Raw genomic sequence first — 22,000 nt, 5'->3', positions numbered from 1 at the left:
CTGCCCGGCAGCGTCACGACCTTCGACCTGGACGGCCCGCTTCCGACCCGATGGCGCCCGCGAGGGGCCGTCGAGACGGTTGCGCGGGGCGACCGGCATCCATCGCAGCCAATTGCCTGGCAGGATGAATGGGGACAACCTATTTATCGAAAACGGCGATGAAGATGGACGCGACCCCTCCCGGCGCGGCTTCGGCCGACGCGATAGACAGGACCCTGACCTCCAGCGGCGCCGCGGCCGCCGGCACCTTCGATCAGCAAACCCTTGTGCCGGCCATCCCGCCGAACACCCCGATCCGGGTCGTGGGCGACGTGCATGGCGACATCAACGGGTTTTCCTACGCCACGGCGACCGACCGGTTCATCGTGCAGCTTGGCGACCTGATGGACCACGGGCGCGACAGTGCCGCGACGATGCGGATGATGTTCGACCTCGTGGAGGCTGGGCGCGGGCTGTTCGTGCTGGGCAATCACGAGCTGAAGCTCGCGCGGGTGCTGCGCGGGCAGCATGTGCGGTCGGATGCGGCCGTGCAGGCGACGATCGGCCAGATGGACGACGCGTTGAAGGCCCGAGCGCTGCGGCTGATCGCGCGGGCACCGGCCTGGGTGCGGCACGGCAATGCGCTGTTCGTGCATGGCGGCTTCCACACGGCGATGCTGGAGCAACCCCCGTCGCCGGTCGTCGGCCGGCCTCAGGGACCCATGGCTCGGGCCTTATACGGGGAGCCGACAGGGCGGATACAGACGGATGGCTATCCCGAACGGAGCCTGCGCTGGGTGGACCGGATCCCGGCGGGGCTGACGGTGTATTGCGGCCATGACTGCCGCAGCCAGGACGGCCGGCCGTACCTGCGGCACGGGGCGCTGGGCGGGCTGGCGGTGTTCCTGGACACGGGGGCCGGGAAGGGCGGGCACCTGTCGTGGATCGACCTGGACTGAGCGGATACGTCCCCGTCGCGCTCGGGCACGGCCGGTGGCATGATAGAGGCAGCCAGGGCGAGCGTTTCGGCGCATCGCCGATCTCTCTGCTCTCAGGACAGGTCCATGCCCCGATACCGATACGCCCTGGTTGCTTGCGCGCGGTGGGAGGAGATGGCCATCCAGGAATGGGCCGCCTACCACTATGCGATCGGTTTCGAGCACATCTACCTCTATTCCAACGACGACGACCCCGAGGCGCTGCTTCGGGCGGTGATGCCGTGGGTCATCGGGCCAAATCCCCTCATGACGTTCCGCCATTGGCCGGCCGTCGGTCAGCAGATGCAGATCTACCTGCATTTCCTGGAGAACTTCAAATCCGAAACCGAATGGTTTTCCTTCCTGGACATCGACGAGTTCCTGGTCCTGAAAGGCGTCAACAACATCGACGCTTTCATGCGTGACTACACGCAAAGCGTCGACAGCTTGTATTTTCATTGGCTGCCATACGGCAATTGCGGACGCCGGGAACGTGCGACGGGGTCGACCCTGATCTCTTATCCCCGGCGGGCGGAACGCTTGGACCCCCATACCAAGCATATCTGCCGATCGGCGGTGCTGGATCATCATGCCATCCGTCGGGGGTATGAGGCCGGGCAAGGGTCCTTCCATCATTTCCTGGACAACTACCATCTCCCCGACGTGCGCTGCGCCGACGTGCTGCTGACGCCCATGGACGGTTATGCCAAGAATTTTCCCGAAATGGCCGCGCCGTTCGTCAAGCGCCCGGGCTTCAGCGAGGCAGCCATCGCACGAGCGTATGTCGCGCATTTTCAATTCCGCTCGGAAACCGATTTCTTGCGGCGATGGCAACGCGGAGGATTTCCGAATGGGGATACGATGCGGGACCTGTACGACAGCGGCGGCTACAGGACGATCCTGAAAGCGAACAATGCCGTCTATGACACCTATCTGGCGGAGTTCTGGTGGCGTTGCACGGCCGCCGTCAACCGGCCCAGCCTGCAGCCGGCGTCGGGTGCCCCGCCGCTCGACAACGTCGCCGTCCGCAAACCGACCTTTCAAAGCTCGGTCTACGATCCGCAAGGCCATCCCGAACCGGCGAAAAGCCGGACCATGGACGGGGCCAATAGCGGCTTCCGTACCGGCACATACGGGTTTCACACCGCGTTGGAACCGCAACCGTGGTGGTGCGTGGACCTGCTGTGGCTCCATCGGATTCGGGAAATCCATATCTACAACCGGATGGACGATCCGGCGGTCCTGCACCGGGCAGCCCACCTTCAGGTCTGGGCCGGGGCCGGAACCGATACGTCCTTTTGGACCTTGTTGCTGGACCGGTCCAGCGATGAGCCGTTCGGCGCCGATCGCCTGCCACTGGTGGTCAAGGTCGAGCAGGACCGCCCCTTTCGTTTCATTCGCATTGGCTTGGCCGACACCAACTATCTTCATCTCGATGAAGTGGAGGTCTACGGGAAACAGGCATGATCGGCGCGCAGTCGGGCCCGGTGGAAAGACAGTCCACCCGGCCGTTGCGCCCATGGTGAGCCGTGTCGGCCTTGACCCCCGTCAAGGCTGGCCATGGCGAGACGGGCGACGGTCAACGCCGCCCGGCGTCATCCCGCCAGGCGCGCGCCCGCGGACAGATGCGCGATCCGCCCGCCCGCCACCGTTGCGGCGATGCGGCGCGTGCCGGGGTCGATCAGCACCAGGTCGGCCCGCTTCCCCACCGCGATCGTCCCGCGATCCGTCAGCCCGGCGGCCCGCGCAGGGTTCTCCGAGATCAGGGTCCAGGCCCGCGCAAGGTCGAACACCCCCCGTTCGGCCAGGATGAACGCTGCCTGCGCCATCGCGGGATAGTAGTAATCCGAGGTCAGCACGGTGCAGACCCCCGCCTCGGCCATCACGGCCGCCGAGGCCCAACCCAGGTGCGAGCCGCCCCGCACCACGTTGGGGCTGCCCATGATGACGTTGTCGCCCTGCCGCACCGCCTCGCGGCCCACCGTCTCGGCCATCGGGAACTCGCAGATCCGAGCGCCGAGGGAGCGGAAATGGGTGCGTGCCTCGATCGTGTCGTCGTCGTGGCTGGCCATCGGCATGCCCGCGGCGCGGGCCGCGGCGGCGATTCGCTGCTGCGCCGCAGGGACTTCGCCGGCGCGCGCGGCGATCCGGTCGGCCAGCGCCTGGAACGCCGGCATCTTCATCCCGGCACGGCCGGCGTATTTCGCGCCTTCGATCGGGTCGTCCAGCTTCCGCAGGATCGACGGCGTGTGGTCGTTGAACGCCAGCAGGTGCACCCGCCCGGCCTCCATGTCGCCCAGCGCCATGTCCAGCGCATCGAGGTTGTAGGCTTCCCAGCGCAGGTGGACGCGCATGTCGCAGGTCCAGCGCCCCGCATCCAGCGCGTCCAGCAGCGCTCGCCAGGCCGTGGCGCTGCGCAGGCCGGGTTCCCAGGACAGGGTGACGCCGTGATAGGCCGTGGTGATACCGTTGGCGAGCAGTTGCGCCTCGGTGTCCGCCAGCGCCAGGGGGACCGGGAAGTTGACGCCCGGCCGAGGCTGCATCTGACGCTCGAACGCATCGCCGTGCAGGTCGACGATGCCCGGCAGCACCAGAAGTCCCGCGGCATCCAGGGTCAGGCCCGAACCGCCGCCGTCCAGCGCGTCGATCATGCCCTCGCGGATCGTGATGTCCGTCGCCACCAAGCCATCGGCGCCAAGCAGCACGGTCCCGCCGGCGATACGCATGTCCGTCATCAATCAGTGTCCCTATGGTTCGAAGACGATCTGCACGCGGGGCGTCGGATAGCAGCCGCTGGCGAATTCGACGATGGCGCCGCTGCGGTCGACGTTGATGTTCTCGCACACCAGCACGGGGCGGGAGCGGGCGGTGCGCAGCAAGTCCGCCTCGGTCGGGGTGGGCAGGCGGGCGGTGACGCGGGTCTGCTGGCGCAGATAGTCGTCGATGCCGACTTTCTTCAGGGCCTCGGTGATGCCGGCGCTGGACTGCAGCGCCTCCAGGATCCCCTTCAGGCGCGCGGCGGCGAAATAATGCTGCGTCAGGCTGACGGGCTTGTCGTCGGCGAAGCCCAGGCGTTCCATCATCACCACGCGGCTGCCGGTGCGGATGCCCAGGCGGTTGGCGACATGGTGATCGGCGGCCAGGGCGCGAAGCTGGCGGATCCGGCCGGAAGGTTCCTTGTTGTGGCGGCGGATCCATTCCGAGAACCGGGTGCGCGCCTCGACCGTGTAGTCCAGCACGTCCTCGGCGACGAAGCTGCCGCGGCCCTGCTCGACCCGGACCAGGCCGTCGCGGTTCAGTTCCTCCAGCGCGCGGCGGACGGTGTGGCGGTTGACCCCGAAACGGGCCGACAGCAGCGCCTCGGTCGGGAGCTGGCTGCCGGGGGGGCGGGCGCCGGTGGCGATCTCCTCCTTCAGCCGGCCGGCGATCTGGCGCCACAGGGCTATACCGGACTCCCGGTAGACCGGATCATTGGGTGGCATATCCATATCGTGCGGCGCGTTCATCGATCTTTCATCCACCAGCGGCCTCGTTCCGCCACATCATGGTTGACGCATAGCCCGAGCTGAGTCTAGTCGTCTAGACAATTAGATCAGCCAAGGCAAAGAAACCGGTGTCCATGGGCCCGAACCAAGCGTCCCCCGACAGCCATCCCGATCCCGCGCGCCGCCGCTGGATGGCCGTGCTGGCCAGGGCGACCGCCGCGGAACTGGGGGCGCTCGTTCGCGCTGCCGGCCCGCCCGCCTATACCGTGCTGCGCGGCCCCGAAGGCGGGCTGGTGATGGTCCGCGGCCGCGCCGGCGGCGGGGGCGCTCCGTTCAACCTGGGTGAGATGACCGTTACCCGCTGCACGGTGCGCACCGATGCCGGGCAGGTCGGCCACGCCTATGTCGCCGGCCGCGACGGAACGGTGGCGGAACTGGCCGCGCTGGTCGACGCGATGATGCAGGACGCCGACCGGTCCCCGGCGCTGGATGCCCAGATCATCGCGCCCCTGGAAGCCCGGCAGAAGGCCCGCCAAGCGGAGCGGGCCGGGAAGGCGGAGGCGACGTCGGTGCAGTTCTTCGCCATGCAGACGATGCGGACCTGAGCGCATGATGGACTCTTCAACCCTGTCTCCCGGTTTCGCCGCGCCGGTCATCGACGCGCAGGTGACGTTCCGTGCGCTGTTGGACGCGATGGCGCATCCCGGCGCGGCGCATGCGGTCGCGCCGCTGTCGCCGCCCGCGCCGCTGAACCAGGCCGCCGCCGCCGCGCTGCTGACGCTGGTGGACCACGAAACGCGGGTGTGGATCGACCCGTCCGCCGCGGCCGCCGCACCCTGGATCGCCTTCCACACCGGCGCGCCGCGTGTGGCAGAGATGGCGCAGTGCGCGTTCGCCCTGGCGCTGACACTGCCGGACCTGGCCGCGCTGCCCGGCGGGTCGGACGAGGCGCCTGAGGCGTCGGCCACGGTGATCCTGCAAGTCGCCAGCCTGGACGGCGGGCGGCGCTACCGCCTGGCGGGTCCGGGCCTTCGCGTGCCGGAAACCATCGCCGTCGATGGGCTGCCGGCGGATTTCGCCGCGCTCTGGCGGGACAACCACCGCCTGTTCCCGCGCGGCGTCGACCTGGTCCTGTGCAGCGGCGACCGCCTGGCGGCCCTGCCGCGCAGCGTCAGCATCGAGGAGGTCTGAGCCATGGCTTATGTCGCCGTCAAAGGCGGGGAGCGCGCGATCGACAACGCGCATGCCTGGCTGCACGAGGAACGCCGCGGCGACGCCGCCACGCAAGCGGTCTCCGTCCGCCAGATCGAGACCCAGCTTGGCCGTGCGGTGGACCGCGCGATGGCGGAGGGATCGCTCTATGACCGGGAACTGGGAGCGCTGGCCGTCAAGCAGGCGCAAGGCGACCTGATCGAGGCCGCCTTCCTGCTGCGCGCCTATCGCACCACCTTGCCGCGCTTCGCCTACGCGCGGCCGGTCGAGACCGCGGCGATGCGGGTCGAGCGGCGGGTTTCGGCGATCTTCAAGGACCTGCCGGGCGGGCAGGTGCTGGGGCCGACCTACGATTACACGCATCGGCTGCTGGATTTCTCGCTGCTGGACGACGCTCCGCCGCCGCCCCGCGCTGTGCCGCCGGCCGAACACCGGCCGATGGCGCGGGTGCCGGACATCCTGGGGCAGGAGGGGCTGCTGGAAGGCGATGGGGCGGCCGACGGGGCGGTCGATGGGGACGAGCCGGTCGACCTGACGCGTGAGCCGCTGCGTTTCCCCGCCGGCCGCGATGCTCGGCTGCAAGCCCTGGCGCGGGGGGATGAAGGGTTCCTGCTGGGCCTCGGCTATTCCACCCAGCGCGGTTATGGCGGGTCGCATCCGTTCGCCGGCGAGATCCGCATGGGAGAGGTTTCGGTTGAAATCGAACCGGCGGAGCTTGGTTTCGCCATCGATATCGGCGACCTGGTGGTGACCGAGTGCCAGATGGTCAACCAGTTCAAAGGCTCGAAGACCGTCCCGCCGCAGTTCACGCGGGGCTATGGCCTGGTGTTCGGCTTCGGCGAGCGCAAGGCGATGTCGATGGCCTTGGTCGACCGCGCGATGCGGGCGCAGGAATTGGGCGAGGACGTCACCGCGCCGGCGCAGAACGTCGAGTTCGTGCTGTACCACTCGGACAACATCGAGGCGACCGGCTTCGTCGAGCATCTGAAGCTGCCGCATTACGTCGACTTCCAGAGCGAGTTGCAGAACGTCCGGCGCATGCGGTCCGCGAAGGCCGCGGAATCGGACCTGGCGGAGGCCGCCGAATGAAAGGTTACAATTTCGCCTATCTGGACGAGCAGACGAAGCGGATGATCCGCCGCGGCCTGCTGAAGGCGGTGGCGATCCCCGGCCACCAGGTGCCGTTCGGCTCCCGCGAGATGCCGCTGCCCTATGGCTGGGGCACCGGCGGCATCCAGGTGACGGCGTCCATCCTGGGACCGAACGACGTGCTGAAGGTGATCGACCAGGGGGCCGACGACACGACCAACGCCGTGTCGATCCGCCGCTTCTTCGCCAAGACGGCCGGGGTGAAGACGACGACCGAGACCGGGGAGGCGACGGTCATCCAGACCCGCCACCGTATCCCCGAGAAGGCCCTTCGTGCCGATCAGATCATCGTCTACCAGGTGCCGCAGCCGGAACCTTTGTTCCGTCTGGAACCAAGCCGTGTGGAGACGCGGCGCATGCACGGCCTGGCGGATTACGGATTGATGCATGTGAAACTGTATGAGGACATCGCCCGCTATGGGCAGATCTCCATCAGCTACGACTATCCGGTGATGGTGAACGAGCGTTACCTGATGTCGCCCAGCCCGATCCCGGCCTTCGACAATCCGAAGATGGACATGATGCCGGCGCTGCAGTTGTTCGGCGCGGGACGGGAGAAGCGCATCTATGCCATCCCGCCCTGGACGCGGGTGAAGTCGCTGGACTTCGAGGACCACCCGTTCCGCGCCATCAACGCGCCGCATGCCTGCGGCCTGTGCGGGGCGACGGACTCGTACCTGGATGAGGTCGTCACCGACGATCGCGGCGGGCGGCTGTTCGTCTGCTCCGACACCGATCACTGCGCCAGCCGCCGTGCCGAGGGCCATGTCGGCGCGGATGGGCTGCGGGAGGCAGCGGAATGAGCGACGAACCGACCCTGATCTCGGCCCGTGGCCTGAACCTGACCTTCGGCGCGATCGCCGCGCTGGCGGATGTGCAGATGGATTTGTGGCCGGGCGAGATGCTCGCGATCGTGGGCGAATCCGGATCGGGCAAGACCACGCTGCTGAACGTGCTGTCCGGACGGCTGGCGCCGGATGCGGGGACGGTCTGGTACCGCGATCCGGCGGGGCACCTGCACGACGTGCATGCCATGCCGGCGCCGGCCCTGCGCACGCTGCACCGCTCCGACTGGGGGTTCGTGCACCAGGACCCCAGGCAGAACCTGCGCATGACCGTCTCCGCCGGCGGCAATGTCGGTGAGCGCCTGATGGCTCAGGGCGCCAGGCACTACGGCGACATCCGCGCCGCGGCGCTGGACTGGCTGGCGCAGGTGGAGATCGACGCGAACCGGATCGACGACCTGCCCCGGACCTTTTCGGGCGGCATGCAACAGCGCTTGCAGATCGCGCGGACGCTGGTGACGCATCCGCGCCTGGTGTTCATGGACGAACCGACGGGCGGGCTGGATGTGTCCGTGCAGGCGCGGCTGCTGGACCTGATCCGCTCGCTGGTCGCGCGGCTGCGGATCGCGGTGGTGCTGGTGACGCACGACATCGCGGTGGCGCGGCTGCTGGCCCACCGGATCGCGGTGATGCAGCGCGGACGGATCGTGGAAACGGGGCTGACCGACCAGGTGCTGGACGATCCGCAGCATCCGTATACGCAACTGCTGGTCAGTTCGGTGTTGAATGCGTAGGCGAACAGGCCGCCAGGTGCGCCGACACGACGGGAGAGGAAGCATGAGCACGCCGCACGCAACCGACGCCGGAAGGCTGCCGCTGTGACCGCCATGCTGCAAACCATCGGTCTCGCCAAGACCTTCACCCTGCATCTGCGGGGCGGCCTGACCATGCCCGTACTCTCCGACATCGACCTTACCGTCAACGCCGGGGAATGCGTCGTGCTCTCCGGCCCCTCCGGCGCGGGGAAGTCGACGCTGCTGCGCAGCCTCTACGGCAACTACCGCGCCGCCGCCGGCCAGATCCTGGTCCGCCATCGCGGCCGGATGGTCGACATCGCCAGCGCCGATCCGCGCGCCATCCTGGACGTCCGGCATGAGACGCTGGGCTATGTCAGCCAGTTCCTGCGCGTCGTCCCCCGCGTCTCGGCCCTGGACGTGGCCGCCGAACCGCTGGTGATCCGTGGCGTCGGCCAGGACGAAGCCCGGGACCGCGCGCGGGCGCTGCTGCTGCAGCTCAACATCCCCGCCCGGCTGCACGGCATCCCGCCGGCGACGTTCTCGGGCGGCGAGCAGCAGCGCGTGAACCTCGCGCGCGGCTTCATCGCCGGTCATCCCATTCTTTTGCTCGACGAACCCACCGCTTCTTTGGATGCGGACAACCGAGCGGTCGTGATAGGCATGGTGCGGGATGCGAAAGCGCGCGGGACGGCGATCGTGGCGATCTGCCACGACGCCGATGTCCGCGACGCGATCGCCGACCGCCTGTTCACCATGACGCCGTATCAGGACGCGGTCGCCTCCGCCGCCTGACACCGCGCCGCCAGGGACGTTTCCAGGGGCATTTGATGACCCAGACGACGATTTTGACGAACGCGGTGCTGGTCCTGCCCGCGGAGACTCTGCTCGGCACCATCGTCCTGTGCGACGGCGCCATCGCCGAGGTCCAGCCAGGCCGGTCCCGGGCGGCCGGCGCGGTCGACCTGGACGGCGACACGCTGATGCCCGGCGTGGTCGACGTGCACACCGACAACCTGGAGCGACAGGTCCAGCCGCGCAGCATGGCGCGCTGGCCCTCGCGCTCGGCCATGGTCGCGCACGACGCGCAATGCGCCGCCGCCGGCGTCACCACCGTGCTGGACGCGCTCTGCCTGGGCGATCTGGGCTTCGACAAGGACCGGATCCAGACCTTCCGCGACGGCGTGACCGACCTCGACGCGCTGAACGGCACGGGGCTGCTGAAGGCCGATCATTTCCTGCACCTGCGGTGCGAGGTGCCGGCGGTCGACGTGCTGACGCTGCTGGAGCCGGTGGCCGACCACAAGCTGGTCCGCATGATCAGCCTGATGGACCACAGTCCCGGCGTCGGGCAGTACGCCGACCTGGACCACTATCGGAAGCTGCGCCGCAAGGACGGCCACGACGACGCCGCGATCGACCGGCGCATCCGGGAAATGCAGGCGCATCGGGAGAAATGGCGCACCCCCAACCGCACCGCGCTGCTGGACCGCGTCCGCGGCCTGCCGATCGTGCTCGCCAGCCATGACGACCGGACCGCGGAGGAGATCGCCGAGAACCTGGCCGACGGCATCCGCATCAGCGAATTCCCGGTGACGATGGAAGCGGCGCAGGCCGCGAAGCAGGCCGGCATGCGGGTGATCGCCGGCGCGCCGAACATCGTCCGCGGCGGCTCGCATTCCGGCAACGTCGCCGCGCGCGACCTGCTGGCAGCCGGCGCGGTGGATGCCTTCGCGTCCGACTACGTGCCGACCAGCTTGGTGGAGGCGGCGTTCCGCTGCGCCGACGACATCCCGCTGCCGGCGGCGGTGGCGATGGTATCGGACCATCCGGCACAGATGGCGGGCCTGCCGGACCGGGGCCGCCTGCAGGCCGGCATGCGCGCCGACCTGGCGCGCATCCGGGTCCACGAGGGCCTGCCCGTCGTCCGCCAGGTCTGGCGTGCGGGGGAGCGGGTGATCTGATGGCCCGCGTCGCGATCTACTACGCGCCGGCGGCCGACGACGCCCTGGCGAGGCTCAGCAGCGCCTGGCTGGGCCGAGACCCGGTCACCAACGCGCCGGTCCGCCAGCCCGATATCGACGGCATCGCCGAAGTCACCGCCGAACCGCGCCTTTACGGCTTCCACGCCACGCTGAAGCCGCCGATGCGCCTGGTCGAAGGCACCGACTGGCGCGACCTGATGGCCGCCGTCCGAGCGATGGCGGCGCGGATCGCACCGTTCGACCTGCCGCCGCTGGCGGTGCGGGACCTGCATGGCTTCCTCGCGCTGCGGGAAACGGAGGCTTCGGCGCCGCTGCAGGCGCTGGCGGATGCCTGCGTCGCCGAATTGGACGCTTTCCGCGCCCCGCCACCCGCCGAGGAACTGGCGCGCCGCCGCAAGGCCAGCCTGTCGGCGGAGCAGGACGCGATGCTGCTGCGCTGGGGCTATCCGTACGTGTTCGGGACGTGGTTCTTCCACATGACCCTGACCCGTCGCCTGTCGGCCGAGGAAAAGGCGCGGCTGGCGCCGGCGGCCGAAGCGTGGTTCGCGCCGGCCCTGGCGCAGCCGCGGCGGGTGCGGGACATCTGCGTGTTCACCCAGGCGGAGACGGGCGCCGCCTTCACCCTGGCCGAACGGGTCCGGCTGCGCGGCGGCGAGGCCTGATGTCCGCGCGGCGTCAGCCTGGCGTGATCCATTTGCGGCGGATCAACGCGGCACAAGGGCGTTGCGCTACACGCTGATGTCCGGCGCGTCGCCGGCAGGCGGAGAATGCGAATGTCCCAGACCGCGCGAACACAGCCCGGCGCCACGCCAGGCGAAACGACACCGCTGTCCGGACTGACCCAGGCGGAGGCCGCGGAACGGCTTAGGCGAGACGGACCCAACGCGTTGCCGCACGCGGGCACGCGGCGGCTCCCGGCCATCGTGCGGGACGTGCTGGCCGAACCGATGTTCGCCCTGCTGCTTGGGGCCGGCGTGATCTATTTCATGCTGGGAGATCGGCTGGAAGCGCTGTTGCTTCTGGCGTTCGCGTCTTTGTCCGTGGCGATCACCGTCATCCAGGAAGCGCGCAGCGAGCGGATCCTGGAAGCGCTGCGGGACCTGACGAGCCCGCGCGCCATGGTCGTTCGCGACGGCAAACGGGTGCGGATCGCCGGTCGGGACGTCGTATGCGGCGACATCGTCCATCTGGCGGAAGGCGATCGCGTTCCGGCGGATGCGGTGCTGCTCGAGACCTCCGAACTGCAAACCGATGAATCGCTGCTGACCGGCGAGTCGGTCCCGGTGCGCAAATGCCCCCTGGACTCCGGTTCCACGGCCGACACGAAACCTGGCGGCGACGATTCCCCCTATGTCTGGTCGGGCACGCTGGTGGTGCGCGGCCAAGGCACCGCCGAAGTCCGCGCCACCGGGTCTCGCAGCGAGATCGGGCGCATCGGCGAGGCGCTCCAGGCCATCGAACCCGCTCCGGCCAACCTGACCCGCCAGACCGCGCGCATCGTGCGCATCGCGGCGGTCGGCGGGTTGGCCTGCTGTCTCGCGGTGGTCATTTTGTTCGGATTGTTCCGCGGCTCATGGCTCAACGCCCTGTTGGCCGGGATCGCCCTGGGCATGTCGATGCTGCCCGAGGAATTCCCCCTCGTGCTGACGGTGTTCATGGTCATGGGCGCCTGGCGCATGTCGCAGGCCCGCGTGCTGACCCGCCGCGCCTCTGCGATCGAGGCCCTCGGCGAAGCGACGGCGCTGTGCACCGACAAGACCGGGACGCTCACCGAGAACCGCATGAGGGTCTCGGCCCTCCAGGCGGGGGACGAGACGCTGGCCGTCGGCGAGGGGACGGCGATCCCGCCGCCGTTCCGGCCGCTGGTGGCGACCGCGGCCCTGGCCAGCGCGCCGATCGCTTACGATCCGATGGACCAGGCCATGCACACGCTGGCCCATTCGTTGAACGAGGCCGCGCCGGACCTTGCCCTGGAACGCGTCTACGGACTGCGGCCCGACCTGTTCGCCGTGACCCAAGCCTGGCTCCGGCCGGGCACGAATGACGCCCGGATCGCCGCCAAGGGGGCGCCCGAGGCCATTGCCCGCTTGTGCCGCCTGGATCCGCCGGATCGCGACCGCATGATGCGCGCGGCCGACCGGTTCGGCGAGGACGGCATGCGCGTGCTTGGCGTCGCGGAAGCGGATTGGAGCGGGACGTTGCCCGATGACCCGTCGGCGTTTCCCTTTCGGCTGCTTGGTCTCGTGGGCCTCGCTGACCCCTTGCGCGGGACGGTGCCCGCGGCCATCGCCGATTGTCGCACCGCCGGTATCCGCGTGGCGATGATCACCGGCGACTATCCGGTCACGGCCCGTGCCATCGCCCGCCAGGCCGGGCTCGATGCCGGCTCGATCCTGGATGGCGCGACGATCGCGCAGATGGACGACGCCCGGTTGACCGAGGCCGTTCGGACGGTCGGCGTGTTCGCGCGGATCGCACCCGCGCAGAAGCTGCGCATCGTCCGGGCGTTGCAGGCGACGGGGCACCTGGTCGCCATGACGGGGGACGGCGTGAACGACGCGCCGTCGCTGAAAGCGGCGGATATCGGCATCGCGATGGGCGGGCGAGGAACCGATGTTGCGCGCGAGGCGGCTTCGCTGGTCCTGCTCGACGACGATTTCGGATCGATCGTCCGCACGATCCGGTTGGGCCGGCGCATCTACGACAATCTGCGCAAGGCAATGGCCTATATCGTCGCGATCCACGTCCCGGTCGCGGGTCTCGCGCTGCTTCCGCTCGTGACGGGCATGCCGCTGATTTTGGGTCCGATCCATATCGCGTTCCTGGAAATGGTGATCGACCCGGTCTGCTCCCTGGTCTTCGAGGCCGAAACCGAGGAGTCCGACATCATGCGGCGGCCTCCGCGTGCCGCCAACAGCCCGTTGTTCTCGCGCGCGCTCCTGGTATGGAGCCTGGTGCAAGGCACGATCGCCTTCGCCGCGCTCGCCGCGCTGTATACGATCGCCTTGCGCGACGGGTTGCCGGAGGACGATGCCAGGGCGCTCACGTTCGTTTCGTTGGTATTGGTCAATCTCGGCCTCGTCCTGGTCAACCGCAACTTCGGCACCTCGGCGCGCGACCTGCTCGGACGCCGCAACGTCGCCCTCGCATGGATCGTATCGGTCACGGTTTCGATCCTGGCGGCGGTCCTCGCCATCCCGTTGGCGCGGGACCTGTTCCGGTTCGGCATTCTCCACACGGACGACTTGACCCTGGTCGCCGCGGTGGTCCTCGGCGTCGTGGTCGTGCTGGAGCTGCTCAAGCGCCTTTGGCGTGCGCGGCTGATTGCCTGACGCCAATCTCGTTGCGATAGCAACCGGTGACCGCGGCCGATCACGCGGTCGAGACCAGGTTAGTTTCGTTTGCCAAAATACAAAGCGGGATCGGATGCCCGTACCCGAGCTTCGGGAAGTCCTAGTTCCCGCCTGACGATATTGGTGCCTTCGACCAGCGAGACGCACTTATAGTATGCGATCCGCCGGCTCAGCCCCTCGCGCCCGAACCCGCAATCCGTCGTGATCACCAGCCGCTCGGGCGGGATGAACTCCAGCGCGCGGCGGATCAGGTTGGCGACGTATTCGGGCGGCTCGACCACCGTGTTGCAGTGGTTGACGACGCCGATGCCGATCTTCTTGTCGGTCTTGTATTTCCCGAACAGCGCAAGGTCGCGGCCATCGCTGCTGGCGCATTCGAACGTGATGACATCGGCGTTCAGTTGCAAAAGATGCGGCATCGCCCGTTCGTAGCTCGGCACCTCCCAGTACACGCGCTGCTGGTTCGGGTTGCCCCAGCAGGTATGGACCCAAATCTCGGCATCCACGCCGACGAGTTGGCGGTTGAATGCCTCGGTCAGGAACTCCAGGTCGGCGTCGGTGGTGGCCGGTTGCAGGGACCGGCCGTGATGCGGCGGTTCCTCGACCTGGATCAGCGGGCATCCGGCGGCGGCAAGCTCGCGCAGCTCTGCATTCATGATGTCGCAGAGGTCGAGGATCATCGCCTTGTCGTCGGGATAGAACTCGTTCCAAAGCATGCTGGCCAGGGCAGGGGCGCAGATGGCGCCGAACTTCACGGGCCGGTCGGTCAGGCGCTGGGCGACCTGCCACAGCGCGGTGTATTCCCACGGGCCGCGCGTCAGCTTGTCGGCGACGATGCTGGGCTGGTAGGCCTCCTGCACCTCCCACAGGATCTTGCCGGGGCGCAAATCGTGCCGGCCCATCCAGCCGCGGGAGGTGTCGCGATGGCCGCTGATGCCGCCCAGCCGCTCGATCGGATAGAAGAACCAGGACTTGCCGCCGACCGCGAGGTCGAACCGGGTGTCGCCATCGGTCACGATGTCCAGGCCGGCGGATTCCTGGGCGTTGATGATGGCGGCAACGGCATCGAGGTATTGCTCGCGGAACAGGGATTCCCCCAGCGCGGCTTTGAACGACCGGCCGGACAGGCTCATGTCGAACCAAAGCGGCCGTGGGTAGGAGCCGGTGATGGCGGTCGGCAGGACCAGGTTGCCGGTGGTCTTCAGCATGGCGCTTTCTCCCTTTCCGCGTTGTGCCTTTCAGGAGGCCTTGTTGCCACCGATGCTTTCTACCACCTGGACCGGTTGTCAAATCAGGACGGGCGCACGGACAATGCGGGAGCAGCCGAAGACAGCCGGATGTCGTTTCAAGGAAGACCGATGCCCTTGCAGCCTGACCCGCGGCGACCGCGTGCTCGACCTCGGCTATGGATAGGCTTGGCGGTCGGCGGCGATGGACTTCTCCAGCACCGCCTTCTCCCATAGACTCAGTTCACGGGTTAAGGTTACGATCGAAACCACCGGAGATCGGTCCGGCCTGGTGCGCACGGACAAAGGTCCTGATCGGTGGCTCCCGGTGCAAGTCGAACAGGCGAAACCGGCGTGCATCAGCGTATCGCTTCGCTGTCGCCCAGCAGGCAGGGAAGCGTCATGACGATGATGTAAAGATCGAACCACACCGACTGGCGCTCGATATATTCGACGTCGAGCTCCACGCGGCGGCGCACGTCCTCCGCGGTGTGGATGGGGCCGCGCGAGCCGCAGACGGCGGCCCAGCCGGTCATGCCCGGTTTCATGCGGTGCCGCCAGGCGTATTCCGCCACCAGCTTTTCGGATTCGACGTCGCCCGTCCGCATCCCGATGGCGTGGGGGCGCGGGCCGACGATCGACATCTCTCCCTTCAGGACGTTGAAGATTTGCGGCAGCTCGTCGAGGCTCGATTTGCGGAGTATGCGTCCAACCCGGGTCACCCGCTTGTCGTCGCGCGCGACCTGCCGGGCAGCGGTGGGATCGGCGGCTTCATGGCGCATGGAGCGGAACTTCCACACCACGATCGCCTCGTTGTTCAAGCCGTGGCGGCGCTGGCGGAAGAAGACCGGTCCGCGGCTGTCCAGCTTCACGGCCACGGCGATGAGGGCCATGACGGGAAGCAGCGGGATCAGGGCCAGGGACGCAACGACCAGATCCTGCATGCGCTTGGCGAACAAGCGCGACTCGTCCTGGCCCGCGCCGGACAGTCGCGCCATCGGGGTCTCGGCCAGGCGCGACAGGGCGGCGGACTGTGCGGCCTCGCCCTCGAAGTCCAGGAACAAATAGATTTCGTTGGGAAGCACACGCAGCCGCTCGATCAGTTGGCGCACGCGACCTTGGGCGTGGGGCGGTACGGCGATCACCACCCGATCGACATAGGGCATGATCCGGTGGGTCAGCAGCGCCTCGGTGTCGCCCAGCACCGGCACCCCGGCGATGTCGGGGGGAGCCCGGTCCAGCCGATCGTCGAATATCCCCAGCACGGCCACCTGGCCGCTGACCTTGGCGCGCTCGACCAGCGTGCGGGCGTTCTGGGTCGCGCCGACGACCACGACGTTGGGGGTCAGCCGGCCGGCGGCGTGCCACGCTTTGACCCGCCGCCACCACAGGACTTGTGCCGTGATCACCGTCGCCGCGCTGATCGCGAACCAGATGCACGTGAACAGTACCACATCCGGGGATGGCTCCAGCACGGCCAGCAGGATGCCGGCGGCCAGGCCGCTGGCGACCAGGGCGGAGGCGACCCGTCCCAAAGCGCTCGACAGGTGCTCTACCCGGCCGATGCTGGCCGCCCGCGCCACGCGCAAGCCCCAGATCAGGCAGAGCACGCCGACCACCAGGGGCAGAACGGCGCCTACGGGCGCGCTCAGCAGGCCCGCGGGGTGGAAGGCCTTGGAGGCGCCTAGCGCCGCGGCCACGATGATGCCGATCTCGACGGCGCGCAGCATGCGCTGCAGGGACGCGGCTTCCTGGCGCGTCCGGGTGGATACCAGTTCCGCCGGGCGCATCGGGCCGCGGCGATCGCTTCTCGCGCCGGCTTGGTCGCCGGCGGCCGCCTCGGTGCCGGCGACAGGGGCGGCGGGCGGCGAAGCCATGTCGGCGCGCGCCGGCGCGGCGGTGCCTTCCACATCGGCGGAACGGGGCAAGCGTGTGGTCATGGCCGTCCTATAAGCCACACCTGATAGTAGTGGGCTGCACCGGCGTTCTACAACTTGCTCATGCTCCCAGCATCGGATTCCCGCGCGGGATCTCGAGATCGAACGGAAGCCCGCGTCGCGGGCGCCAGGCGCGCCGGGAACCTTGACGACTACCCAAGCCGTCCCCTCCAGCTCGGAATGCCGGCGAGAAAAGCGCCAGACCGCCCGTTAAGCGGCCAGCTTATCCGCCCGAATATCCTTGATGTCCCGGAACGTGATCCCCGGCGACATCTCCTCGGTCCGGCGCATCATGAAGGCCGAGGTCGCCAGGAACACCGGGTCGCCGTCCACGTCGTCCGCCATCGCGCTGCGATTGGCGGCGATGAACTTTTCCAGCACCGCTTTCTCGCCATAGATCCAGCGCGCCAGCGAGAACTGCGAGGTCTCGAACCCGATCGCCACGCCATACTCGGCACCGAGCCGCGCCTGCAGCACGTCGAGCTGCAGCGTGCCGACGACGCCCACCAGCGGCGCGGCGCCGTCCTGCGGGCGGAACAACTGCACCACGCCTTCCTCGGCCAGCTCCACCAGCGCCTGGCGCAGCTTCTTCGCTTTCATCGCGTCGTCCAGCCGCACGCGACGCAGGATTTCGGGGGCGAAATAGGGGACGCCGGTGAACTGGATGTCCTCGCCCTCGGTCAGCGTGTCGCCGATGCGCAGCGTGCCGTGGTTGGGGATGCCCACCACGTCGCCGGCAAAGGCCTCATCGGCAATCTCCCGTTCGCGGGCGAAGAAGAACTGCGGCGCGTGCAGCGGGATCAGCTTGCCGGTACGGACCTGCTTCAGCCGCATGCCGCGCACCAGCTTGCCGGAGCAGACGCGGGCGAAGGCGATGCGGTCGCGATGGTTCGGGTCCATGTTCGCCTGGATCTTGAACACCAGCGCGGTCAGCCCCGGCTCCGTCGCCTCGATCACCCGCTTGTCGGCAGGTTGCGCGCGCGGCCGGGGTCCGTACTCGACCAGCCCGTCGAGCAGGTCGTTGACGCCGATGTCCTTGATGGCGCTGCCGAAATAAACCGGCGTCAGGTGCCCGGCGTTGAAGCTGTCCAGGTCGAACTCGGGCAGCGCCGCGCGCGCCAGGTCGATCTCCTCGGCCATGGTCTGCATGCGCGGATCGGACTGCGGCAGGTCCTTGATCATATGCATGTCGCGCTTGCGCAGGTCGTACGTCCCAGCGAAATCCGCGGCGCGGCCGATCGGCCAGGTCGCGGGGGTGGTGTCCAGCGCCAGGGTGGAGGCGATCTCATCCAGCAATTCGAACGGGTCGCGGGCCTCGCGGTCCATCTTGTTGATGAAGGTGACGATCGGGATGTCGCGCAGGCGGCAGATCTCGAACAGCTTGCGGGTCCGGGCCTCGATGCCCTTGGCGGCGTCGATGACCATGACGGCGGAGTCGACGGCCGTCAGGGTGCGGTAGGTGTCCTCCGAGAAGTCCTCGTGGCCCGGCGTGTCCAGCAGGTTGAACACGCAGTCGCGGTATTCGAAGGTCATGACCGATGTGACGACGGAGATGCCGCGGTCGCGCTCGATCCCCATCCAGTCGGACCGGGTGCGGCGGCGTTCGCCCTTGGCGCGGACGTTGCCGGCAAGCTGGATGGCCCCACCGGCACGCAGCAGGTGTTCGGTCAGCGTGGTCTTGCCGGCGTCGGGGTGGGAAATGATGGCGAAGGTGCGCCGGCGGGCGATTTCGGAAGCGGGATCGGAGGGCATGGCGGGCTTATATAGGAACGATGCTGGGGATAAACCCGGATTTCCGTCAGTCCCCGGGGGGCCGAAAGCGAGCGGGGGCAAGGGCCGGCCCTTGCGCCCTCGTCACGACCGGCCTTGTGCCGGTCATCCACGGGTTTAACCCATTGATATCGCTGAAGCCATGAATGGCCGGGACAAGCCCGGCCATGGCGGGGATCACCCGGGCGGCGACGGCGCGCCCCGTCAATCCCGGGTCAACTCCAGGTACCCAAGCCCGTTCACCACCGCCGACCAGCCCGGTCCGATCAGGGTCGACGTCTCGTCCTCCGCCACGATCGCCGGGCCGCGGACCGTGATCCACGGCTCCAGCGCCGAACGGTCGTGGATGCCCCATTCCGCGACCTCGCCGGTCGTGGTGTCGCGCACCAGTTGGGTGCGGGCCGGCACCGCCTCGCGCTCGAACAGGCTTTCGTCGCGCGTCGCCGGGCGGATGTCCTCGGCTACCGTGGTGACGACGACCGCGTAGCTCATGATCTCGATGTCCGATCCCGGCACCGGGCGGTCGAACAGCCGCGTGTATTCCGCGTCGTAGCGCTCCCGGATCACCGCCACGTCGTCGGCGCCCAGCACCGAGGCGGGCAGGGGGACGGCGATCTCGTGGCCCTGGCCGACATAGCGCATATAGGCGGTGCGGGTTTCGACCGTCGGGGCGCCGAAGCTGCCCAGGCGGACGGCTTCCTCGGCCTCCCGCCGCATGTCGTCCAGCAGGCCGTTCACGGCGGCAACGTCGAAGGTCGACAGGCGCTGGTACAGGCTGCGCACGACCTCATAGCCCACGGGTGCGCGCAGGAAGCCGATGGCGCTGCCCACGCCGGCGCCGGAGGGCACCAGCACGCGGGAGATGCCGACCTTCTCCGCCACCCGGCAGGCATGCACGGGACCGCCGCCGCCGAAGGCGATCAGGGTGCGGCCGTCATAGGTCTTGCCGGATTCGATCGCATGCACGCGGGCGGCGTTGGCCATGTTCTCGTCGACCATCTCGACCACGCCCAGCGCCGCCATCTCGGCGGTCAGGCCCAGTTTTGCCCCGACATCGGCCATCAGCGCGTCATGCGCGGCGCCGACATCCAGCTTGATCGATCCGCCGGCGAAGCGCGTCGGATCGTAGCGGCCCAGCGAGAGGTTCGCGTCGGTGACGGCCGGGTGCCGGCCGCCATGGGCATAACAGGCCGGCCCGGGATCGGCGCCCGCGCTCTCCGGCCCGACGCCGATGCGGCCCATGCTGTCGACATGCGCCAGCGATCCGCCGCCGGCGCCGATCTCCACCATCTCGATGACCGGGATGCGCAGCGGCAGGCCGGACCCCTTCCGGAAGCGGCCGACGCGCGCGACCTCGAACGTGCGGGCGGTCTGCGGCTTGTAGCCGTCGATCAGGCAGATCTTCGCCGTGGTGCCGCCCATGTCGAAGGACAGCACGTTCTCCAGCCCGCATTCGCGCGCGATATGGGCCGAGAAGATCGCGCCGCCGGCCGGCCCGCTCTCGACCAGGCGGATGGGGAAGCGGCAGGCCGTCTCGATCGTCGTCAGCCCGCCGCCGGACATCATCAGGAACAGCGGGCAGGTGGCACCCGCCTTGCGCAGGTCGGCTTCCAGCAGCCGGAGGTAGCGCGCCATCATCGGCTGCACATAGGCGTTGGCGACGGTGGTGGAGAACCGCTCCCACTCCCGCATCTCGGGCGAGACGTCCGAGGACAGCGAGATCGGGACGTTCGGCAGCGCCTCCCGCAGCAAAGCCTGGACACGGCGTTCATGCGCGGGATTGACGAAGGCATGCAGCAGGCCGATCGCGATGCTCTCCACCTTCTCCCGCTGCAGCACGGGCACCAGCGCTCGGACCGCCGCCTCGTCCAGCGGGCGCAGGACCTTGCCGGTGTTGTCCAGCCGTTCCGGCACCGTCAGGCGCAGATGGCGCGGCACCAGCGGTTCGGGCAGCACGATGTTCAGGTCGTACTGGTCGTAACGACTTTCGTTGCCCATCGCGATCACGTCGCGGAAGCCCTCGGTGGTGATCAGCGCGGTGCGGGCGCCCTTGCGCTCGATCACCGCGTTGGTCGCCAGCGTGGTGCCGTGGATGATCAGCGCGATGTCGCCGGGCGCGACGCCGGACGCCTGGGTGATCGCCTTGACGCCTGTCATGACACCCTGTTCCGGCGCCGAGGGAGTCGTCAGGACCTTCGTCGTGGTGCGCCTGCCGTCATGCTCCAGCGCCAGGTCGGTGAACGTGCCGCCGATATCGACAGCCAGACGGGCAGACTTCATCCAGGGAACCTCACACGGCGCAATAACCGCGCAGTCATCCCATGGCCGGCGGGTGATGGCAACCGTGTTGGCGCGGGGCTGCCCTACCGGTACAGCGGCTCGTTCTGCAGGCTGGCGTAGAGCGGGCTGACCTGTTCGGCATAGCCGTTGAACAGCAGGGTCGGCACCCGCTCATCCGAACCCAGCAGGCGTTCCGTCGCCTGGCTCCAGCGCGGGTGGGGAACCGCGGGGTTCACGTTGGCCCAGAACCCGTATTCCGAGGATTGGAGCTGCTGCCAGAACGTCGCCGGCTGCTTGTCGGTCAGGGTGATCTTGACGATCGCCTTGGCCGACTTGAAGCCGTATTTCCACGGCAGCGCGACGCGCAGCGGTCCGCCGTTCTGCGGCGGCACGGGCTTGCCGTACATCCCGGTGACCATGAAGGTCAGGTCGTGCCCGGCCTCGGCGATCGTCAGGCCTTCGGTATACGGCCAGGGGTAGAACGGCGCGCCCAGGCCGTCCATCACCTTGTCGTCCTCGACGGTCTGGAACCCGACATATTTGGCGCTGCCCAGCGGTTCGGCCAGCGCCAGCAGGGCGGAGAGCTGGAAGCCCGTCCAGGGGACGGTCATCGCCCAGGCCTCCACACAGCGATGGCGGTAGATCCGTTCCTCCTGCGGGATGGTCTTCAGGATCGTATCGATATCGATCGTCTGCGGCTTCTGCACCATGCCTTCGATGCGCACCGTCCAGGGACGTTGCGGCAGCTTCTGCGCCTCGCGCCAGACCGACTTGCTGTCGTTGAATTCGTAATAATTGTTGTAGGTCGTCGCCCATTTCTCGTCGGTCAGCGGTCGTCCCGGCGGCGGCACCTTGACGACGTCCGCCCGCGCCCGCCGGGGGACGGCCAGCCCGGGCGCCAGGACCGCCGCCGCGGACCCGGCCAGCACCGCGCGGCGTCCGGTCACGGTATCGCCGCCGGCGCGGCGACCCATCGCGACGTGTTCGGGCGTCACCCGGCTCTCGGGGATTTCCCAGCCACGCCGGCGGACGATGTGCATCTGTCTCTCCCATTCGTTCCCGATCGTC

18 protein-coding genes are annotated in these 22,000 nt (G+C 68.5%); 11 read left to right on the top strand and 7 right to left on the bottom strand.

Annotated elements, in window-relative coordinates; all coding sequences use genetic code 11:
• Nucleotides 1-164 precede the first annotated feature (164 nt).
• Nucleotides 165-938: a metallophosphoesterase gene (locus tag VHB27_RS16620; protein ID WP_325602472.1), complete on the top strand. Its 774-nt coding sequence runs from the start codon at nucleotides 165-167 to the stop codon at nucleotides 936-938.
• 105 nt (nucleotides 939-1,043) lie between these two features.
• Entirely contained in the window at nucleotides 1,044-2,423 is a 1,380-nt protein-coding gene (locus VHB27_RS16615) for a glycosyltransferase family 2 protein (RefSeq protein WP_325602470.1), read from the top strand.
• A 128-nt stretch (nucleotides 2,424-2,551) separates the two neighbouring features.
• On the opposite strand, the gene VHB27_RS16610 is transcribed toward VHB27_RS16615, so the two are convergent.
• Both VHB27_RS16610 and phnF read right to left on the bottom strand, forming a co-directional pair.
• On the bottom strand, nucleotides 2,552-3,691 hold the full coding sequence (locus VHB27_RS16610; RefSeq protein ID WP_325602468.1) for an alpha-D-ribose 1-methylphosphonate 5-triphosphate diphosphatase: 1,140 nt from the start codon (nucleotides 3,689-3,691) through the stop codon (nucleotides 2,552-2,554).
• A gap of 12 nt (nucleotides 3,692-3,703) precedes the next feature.
• Nucleotides 3,704-4,438 (bottom strand): phosphonate metabolism transcriptional regulator PhnF, encoded by a 735-nt coding sequence (gene phnF, locus VHB27_RS16605; RefSeq protein ID WP_325602466.1) that lies wholly within the window; start codon nucleotides 4,436-4,438, stop codon nucleotides 3,704-3,706.
• A gap of 137 nt (nucleotides 4,439-4,575) precedes the next feature.
• Here phnF and phnG point away from each other — a divergent pair, with 137 nt between their 5' ends.
• The 9 genes from phnG (at nucleotide 4,576) to VHB27_RS16560 (ending at nucleotide 13,698) form a co-directional block, all read left to right on the top strand.
• A complete protein-coding gene (phnG, locus tag VHB27_RS16600; protein ID WP_325602464.1) occupies nucleotides 4,576-5,046 on the top strand; it encodes a phosphonate C-P lyase system protein PhnG in 471 nt (156 codons plus the stop codon).
• Nucleotides 5,047-5,050: 4 nt separating this feature from the next.
• On the top strand, nucleotides 5,051-5,632 hold the full coding sequence (gene phnH, locus VHB27_RS16595; RefSeq protein ID WP_325602461.1) for a phosphonate C-P lyase system protein PhnH: 582 nt from the start codon (nucleotides 5,051-5,053) through the stop codon (nucleotides 5,630-5,632).
• Nucleotides 5,633-5,635: 3 nt separating this feature from the next.
• Nucleotides 5,636-6,742: a carbon-phosphorus lyase complex subunit PhnI gene (locus VHB27_RS16590; RefSeq protein ID WP_325602459.1), complete on the top strand. Its 1,107-nt coding sequence runs from the start codon at nucleotides 5,636-5,638 to the stop codon at nucleotides 6,740-6,742.
• Nucleotides 6,739-7,605 carry an alpha-D-ribose 1-methylphosphonate 5-phosphate C-P-lyase PhnJ gene (locus VHB27_RS16585; RefSeq protein ID WP_325602457.1) on the top strand — a complete coding sequence of 289 codons (867 nt, stop codon included), beginning with the start codon at nucleotides 6,739-6,741 and terminating at the stop codon, nucleotides 7,603-7,605. Before VHB27_RS16590 ends, VHB27_RS16585 begins: the two co-directional genes overlap by 4 nt.
• Nucleotides 7,602-8,381: a phosphonate C-P lyase system protein PhnK gene (phnK, locus tag VHB27_RS16580; RefSeq protein WP_325602455.1), complete on the top strand. Its 780-nt coding sequence runs from the start codon at nucleotides 7,602-7,604 to the stop codon at nucleotides 8,379-8,381. Before VHB27_RS16585 ends, phnK begins: the two co-directional genes overlap by 4 nt.
• Nucleotides 8,382-8,474: 93 nt before the next feature.
• A complete protein-coding gene (gene phnL / locus VHB27_RS16575; protein WP_325602453.1) occupies nucleotides 8,475-9,176 on the top strand; it encodes a phosphonate C-P lyase system protein PhnL in 702 nt (233 codons plus the stop codon).
• Between the two features lie 35 nt (nucleotides 9,177-9,211).
• Nucleotides 9,212-10,345: an alpha-D-ribose 1-methylphosphonate 5-triphosphate diphosphatase gene (locus VHB27_RS16570; protein ID WP_325602450.1), complete on the top strand. Its 1,134-nt coding sequence runs from the start codon at nucleotides 9,212-9,214 to the stop codon at nucleotides 10,343-10,345.
• A complete protein-coding gene (locus VHB27_RS16565) occupies nucleotides 10,345-11,028 on the top strand; it encodes a DUF1045 domain-containing protein (protein WP_325602449.1) in 684 nt (227 codons plus the stop codon). Before VHB27_RS16570 ends, VHB27_RS16565 begins: the two co-directional genes overlap by 1 nt.
• A gap of 111 nt (nucleotides 11,029-11,139) precedes the next feature.
• On the top strand, nucleotides 11,140-13,698 hold the full coding sequence (locus VHB27_RS16560) for a cation-translocating P-type ATPase (protein ID WP_325602447.1): 2,559 nt from the start codon (nucleotides 11,140-11,142) through the stop codon (nucleotides 13,696-13,698).
• A gap of 59 nt (nucleotides 13,699-13,757) precedes the next feature.
• On the opposite strand, the gene VHB27_RS16555 is transcribed toward VHB27_RS16560, so the two are convergent.
• The 5 genes from VHB27_RS16555 to msrP all read right to left on the bottom strand — a co-directional run bounded on the left by VHB27_RS16555 (nucleotide 13,758) and on the right by msrP (nucleotide 21,972).
• Complete coding sequence (locus tag VHB27_RS16555; RefSeq protein ID WP_325602445.1) at nucleotides 13,758-14,927, bottom strand: cobalamin-independent methionine synthase II family protein; 1,170 nt, start codon at nucleotides 14,925-14,927, stop codon at nucleotides 13,758-13,760.
• Nucleotides 14,928-15,304: 377 nt separating this feature from the next.
• Nucleotides 15,305-16,885, bottom strand: a complete 1,581-nt coding sequence (locus VHB27_RS16550) for an exopolysaccharide biosynthesis polyprenyl glycosylphosphotransferase (RefSeq protein ID WP_325602443.1) — start codon at nucleotides 16,883-16,885, stop codon at nucleotides 15,305-15,307.
• A 207-nt stretch (nucleotides 16,886-17,092) separates the two neighbouring features.
• The gene (locus VHB27_RS16545) at nucleotides 17,093-18,634 is read right to left on the bottom strand and encodes a peptide chain release factor 3 (RefSeq protein WP_325602441.1); all 1,542 of its coding nucleotides are present in this window, start codon (nucleotides 18,632-18,634) and stop codon (nucleotides 17,093-17,095) included.
• A 222-nt stretch (nucleotides 18,635-18,856) separates the two neighbouring features.
• Entirely contained in the window at nucleotides 18,857-20,932 is a 2,076-nt protein-coding gene (locus VHB27_RS16540) for a hydantoinase/oxoprolinase family protein (RefSeq protein ID WP_325602439.1), read from the bottom strand.
• Nucleotides 20,933-21,015: 83 nt separating this feature from the next.
• Complete coding sequence (msrP, locus tag VHB27_RS16535; RefSeq protein ID WP_325602436.1) at nucleotides 21,016-21,972, bottom strand: protein-methionine-sulfoxide reductase catalytic subunit MsrP; 957 nt, start codon at nucleotides 21,970-21,972, stop codon at nucleotides 21,016-21,018.
• Between the last annotated feature and the right edge of the window lie 28 nt (nucleotides 21,973-22,000).

Source organism: Rhodopila sp. (genome assembly GCF_035548235.1).
Lineage (GTDB): Bacteria > Pseudomonadota > Alphaproteobacteria > Acetobacterales > Acetobacteraceae > Rhodopila.
The sequence above is the reverse complement of the archived record's forward strand: the minus strand, read 5'-3'. Positions and strand labels throughout refer to the sequence as shown.

What these genes read in the sequence shown, in the direction of transcription:
- VHB27_RS16540 (WP_325602439.1), bottom strand. Translation starts at nt 20,932, where the DNA reads ATGAAGTCTGCCCGTCTGGCTGTCGATATCGGCGGCACGTTCACCGAC.
- VHB27_RS16555 (WP_325602445.1), bottom strand. Translation starts at nt 14,927, where the DNA reads ATGCTGAAGACCACCGGCAACCTGGTCCTGCCGACCGCCATCACCGGC.
- phnG (WP_325602464.1), top strand. Translation starts at nt 4,576, where the DNA reads ATGGGCCCGAACCAAGCGTCCCCCGACAGCCATCCCGATCCCGCGCGC.
- VHB27_RS16585 (WP_325602457.1), top strand. Translation starts at nt 6,739, where the DNA reads ATGAAAGGTTACAATTTCGCCTATCTGGACGAGCAGACGAAGCGGATG.
- msrP (WP_325602436.1), bottom strand. Translation starts at nt 21,972, where the DNA reads ATGCACATCGTCCGCCGGCGTGGCTGGGAAATCCCCGAGAGCCGGGTG.
- VHB27_RS16550 (WP_325602443.1), bottom strand. Translation starts at nt 16,885, where the DNA reads ATGACCACACGCTTGCCCCGTTCCGCCGATGTGGAAGGCACCGCCGCG.
- VHB27_RS16565 (WP_325602449.1), top strand. Translation starts at nt 10,345, where the DNA reads ATGGCCCGCGTCGCGATCTACTACGCGCCGGCGGCCGACGACGCCCTG.
- VHB27_RS16570 (WP_325602450.1), top strand. Translation starts at nt 9,212, where the DNA reads ATGACCCAGACGACGATTTTGACGAACGCGGTGCTGGTCCTGCCCGCG.
- phnF (WP_325602466.1), bottom strand. Translation starts at nt 4,438, where the DNA reads ATGCCACCCAATGATCCGGTCTACCGGGAGTCCGGTATAGCCCTGTGG.
- VHB27_RS16615 (WP_325602470.1), top strand. Translation starts at nt 1,044, where the DNA reads ATGCCCCGATACCGATACGCCCTGGTTGCTTGCGCGCGGTGGGAGGAG.
- VHB27_RS16610 (WP_325602468.1), bottom strand. Translation starts at nt 3,691, where the DNA reads ATGACGGACATGCGTATCGCCGGCGGGACCGTGCTGCTTGGCGCCGAT.
- VHB27_RS16560 (WP_325602447.1), top strand. Translation starts at nt 11,140, where the DNA reads ATGTCCCAGACCGCGCGAACACAGCCCGGCGCCACGCCAGGCGAAACG.
- phnK (WP_325602455.1), top strand. Translation starts at nt 7,602, where the DNA reads ATGAGCGACGAACCGACCCTGATCTCGGCCCGTGGCCTGAACCTGACC.
- phnH (WP_325602461.1), top strand. Translation starts at nt 5,051, where the DNA reads ATGATGGACTCTTCAACCCTGTCTCCCGGTTTCGCCGCGCCGGTCATC.
- VHB27_RS16620 (WP_325602472.1), top strand. Translation starts at nt 165, where the DNA reads ATGGACGCGACCCCTCCCGGCGCGGCTTCGGCCGACGCGATAGACAGG.
- VHB27_RS16590 (WP_325602459.1), top strand. Translation starts at nt 5,636, where the DNA reads ATGGCTTATGTCGCCGTCAAAGGCGGGGAGCGCGCGATCGACAACGCG.
- phnL (WP_325602453.1), top strand. Translation starts at nt 8,475, where the DNA reads ATGCTGCAAACCATCGGTCTCGCCAAGACCTTCACCCTGCATCTGCGG.
- VHB27_RS16545 (WP_325602441.1), bottom strand. Translation starts at nt 18,634, where the DNA reads ATGCCCTCCGATCCCGCTTCCGAAATCGCCCGCCGGCGCACCTTCGCC.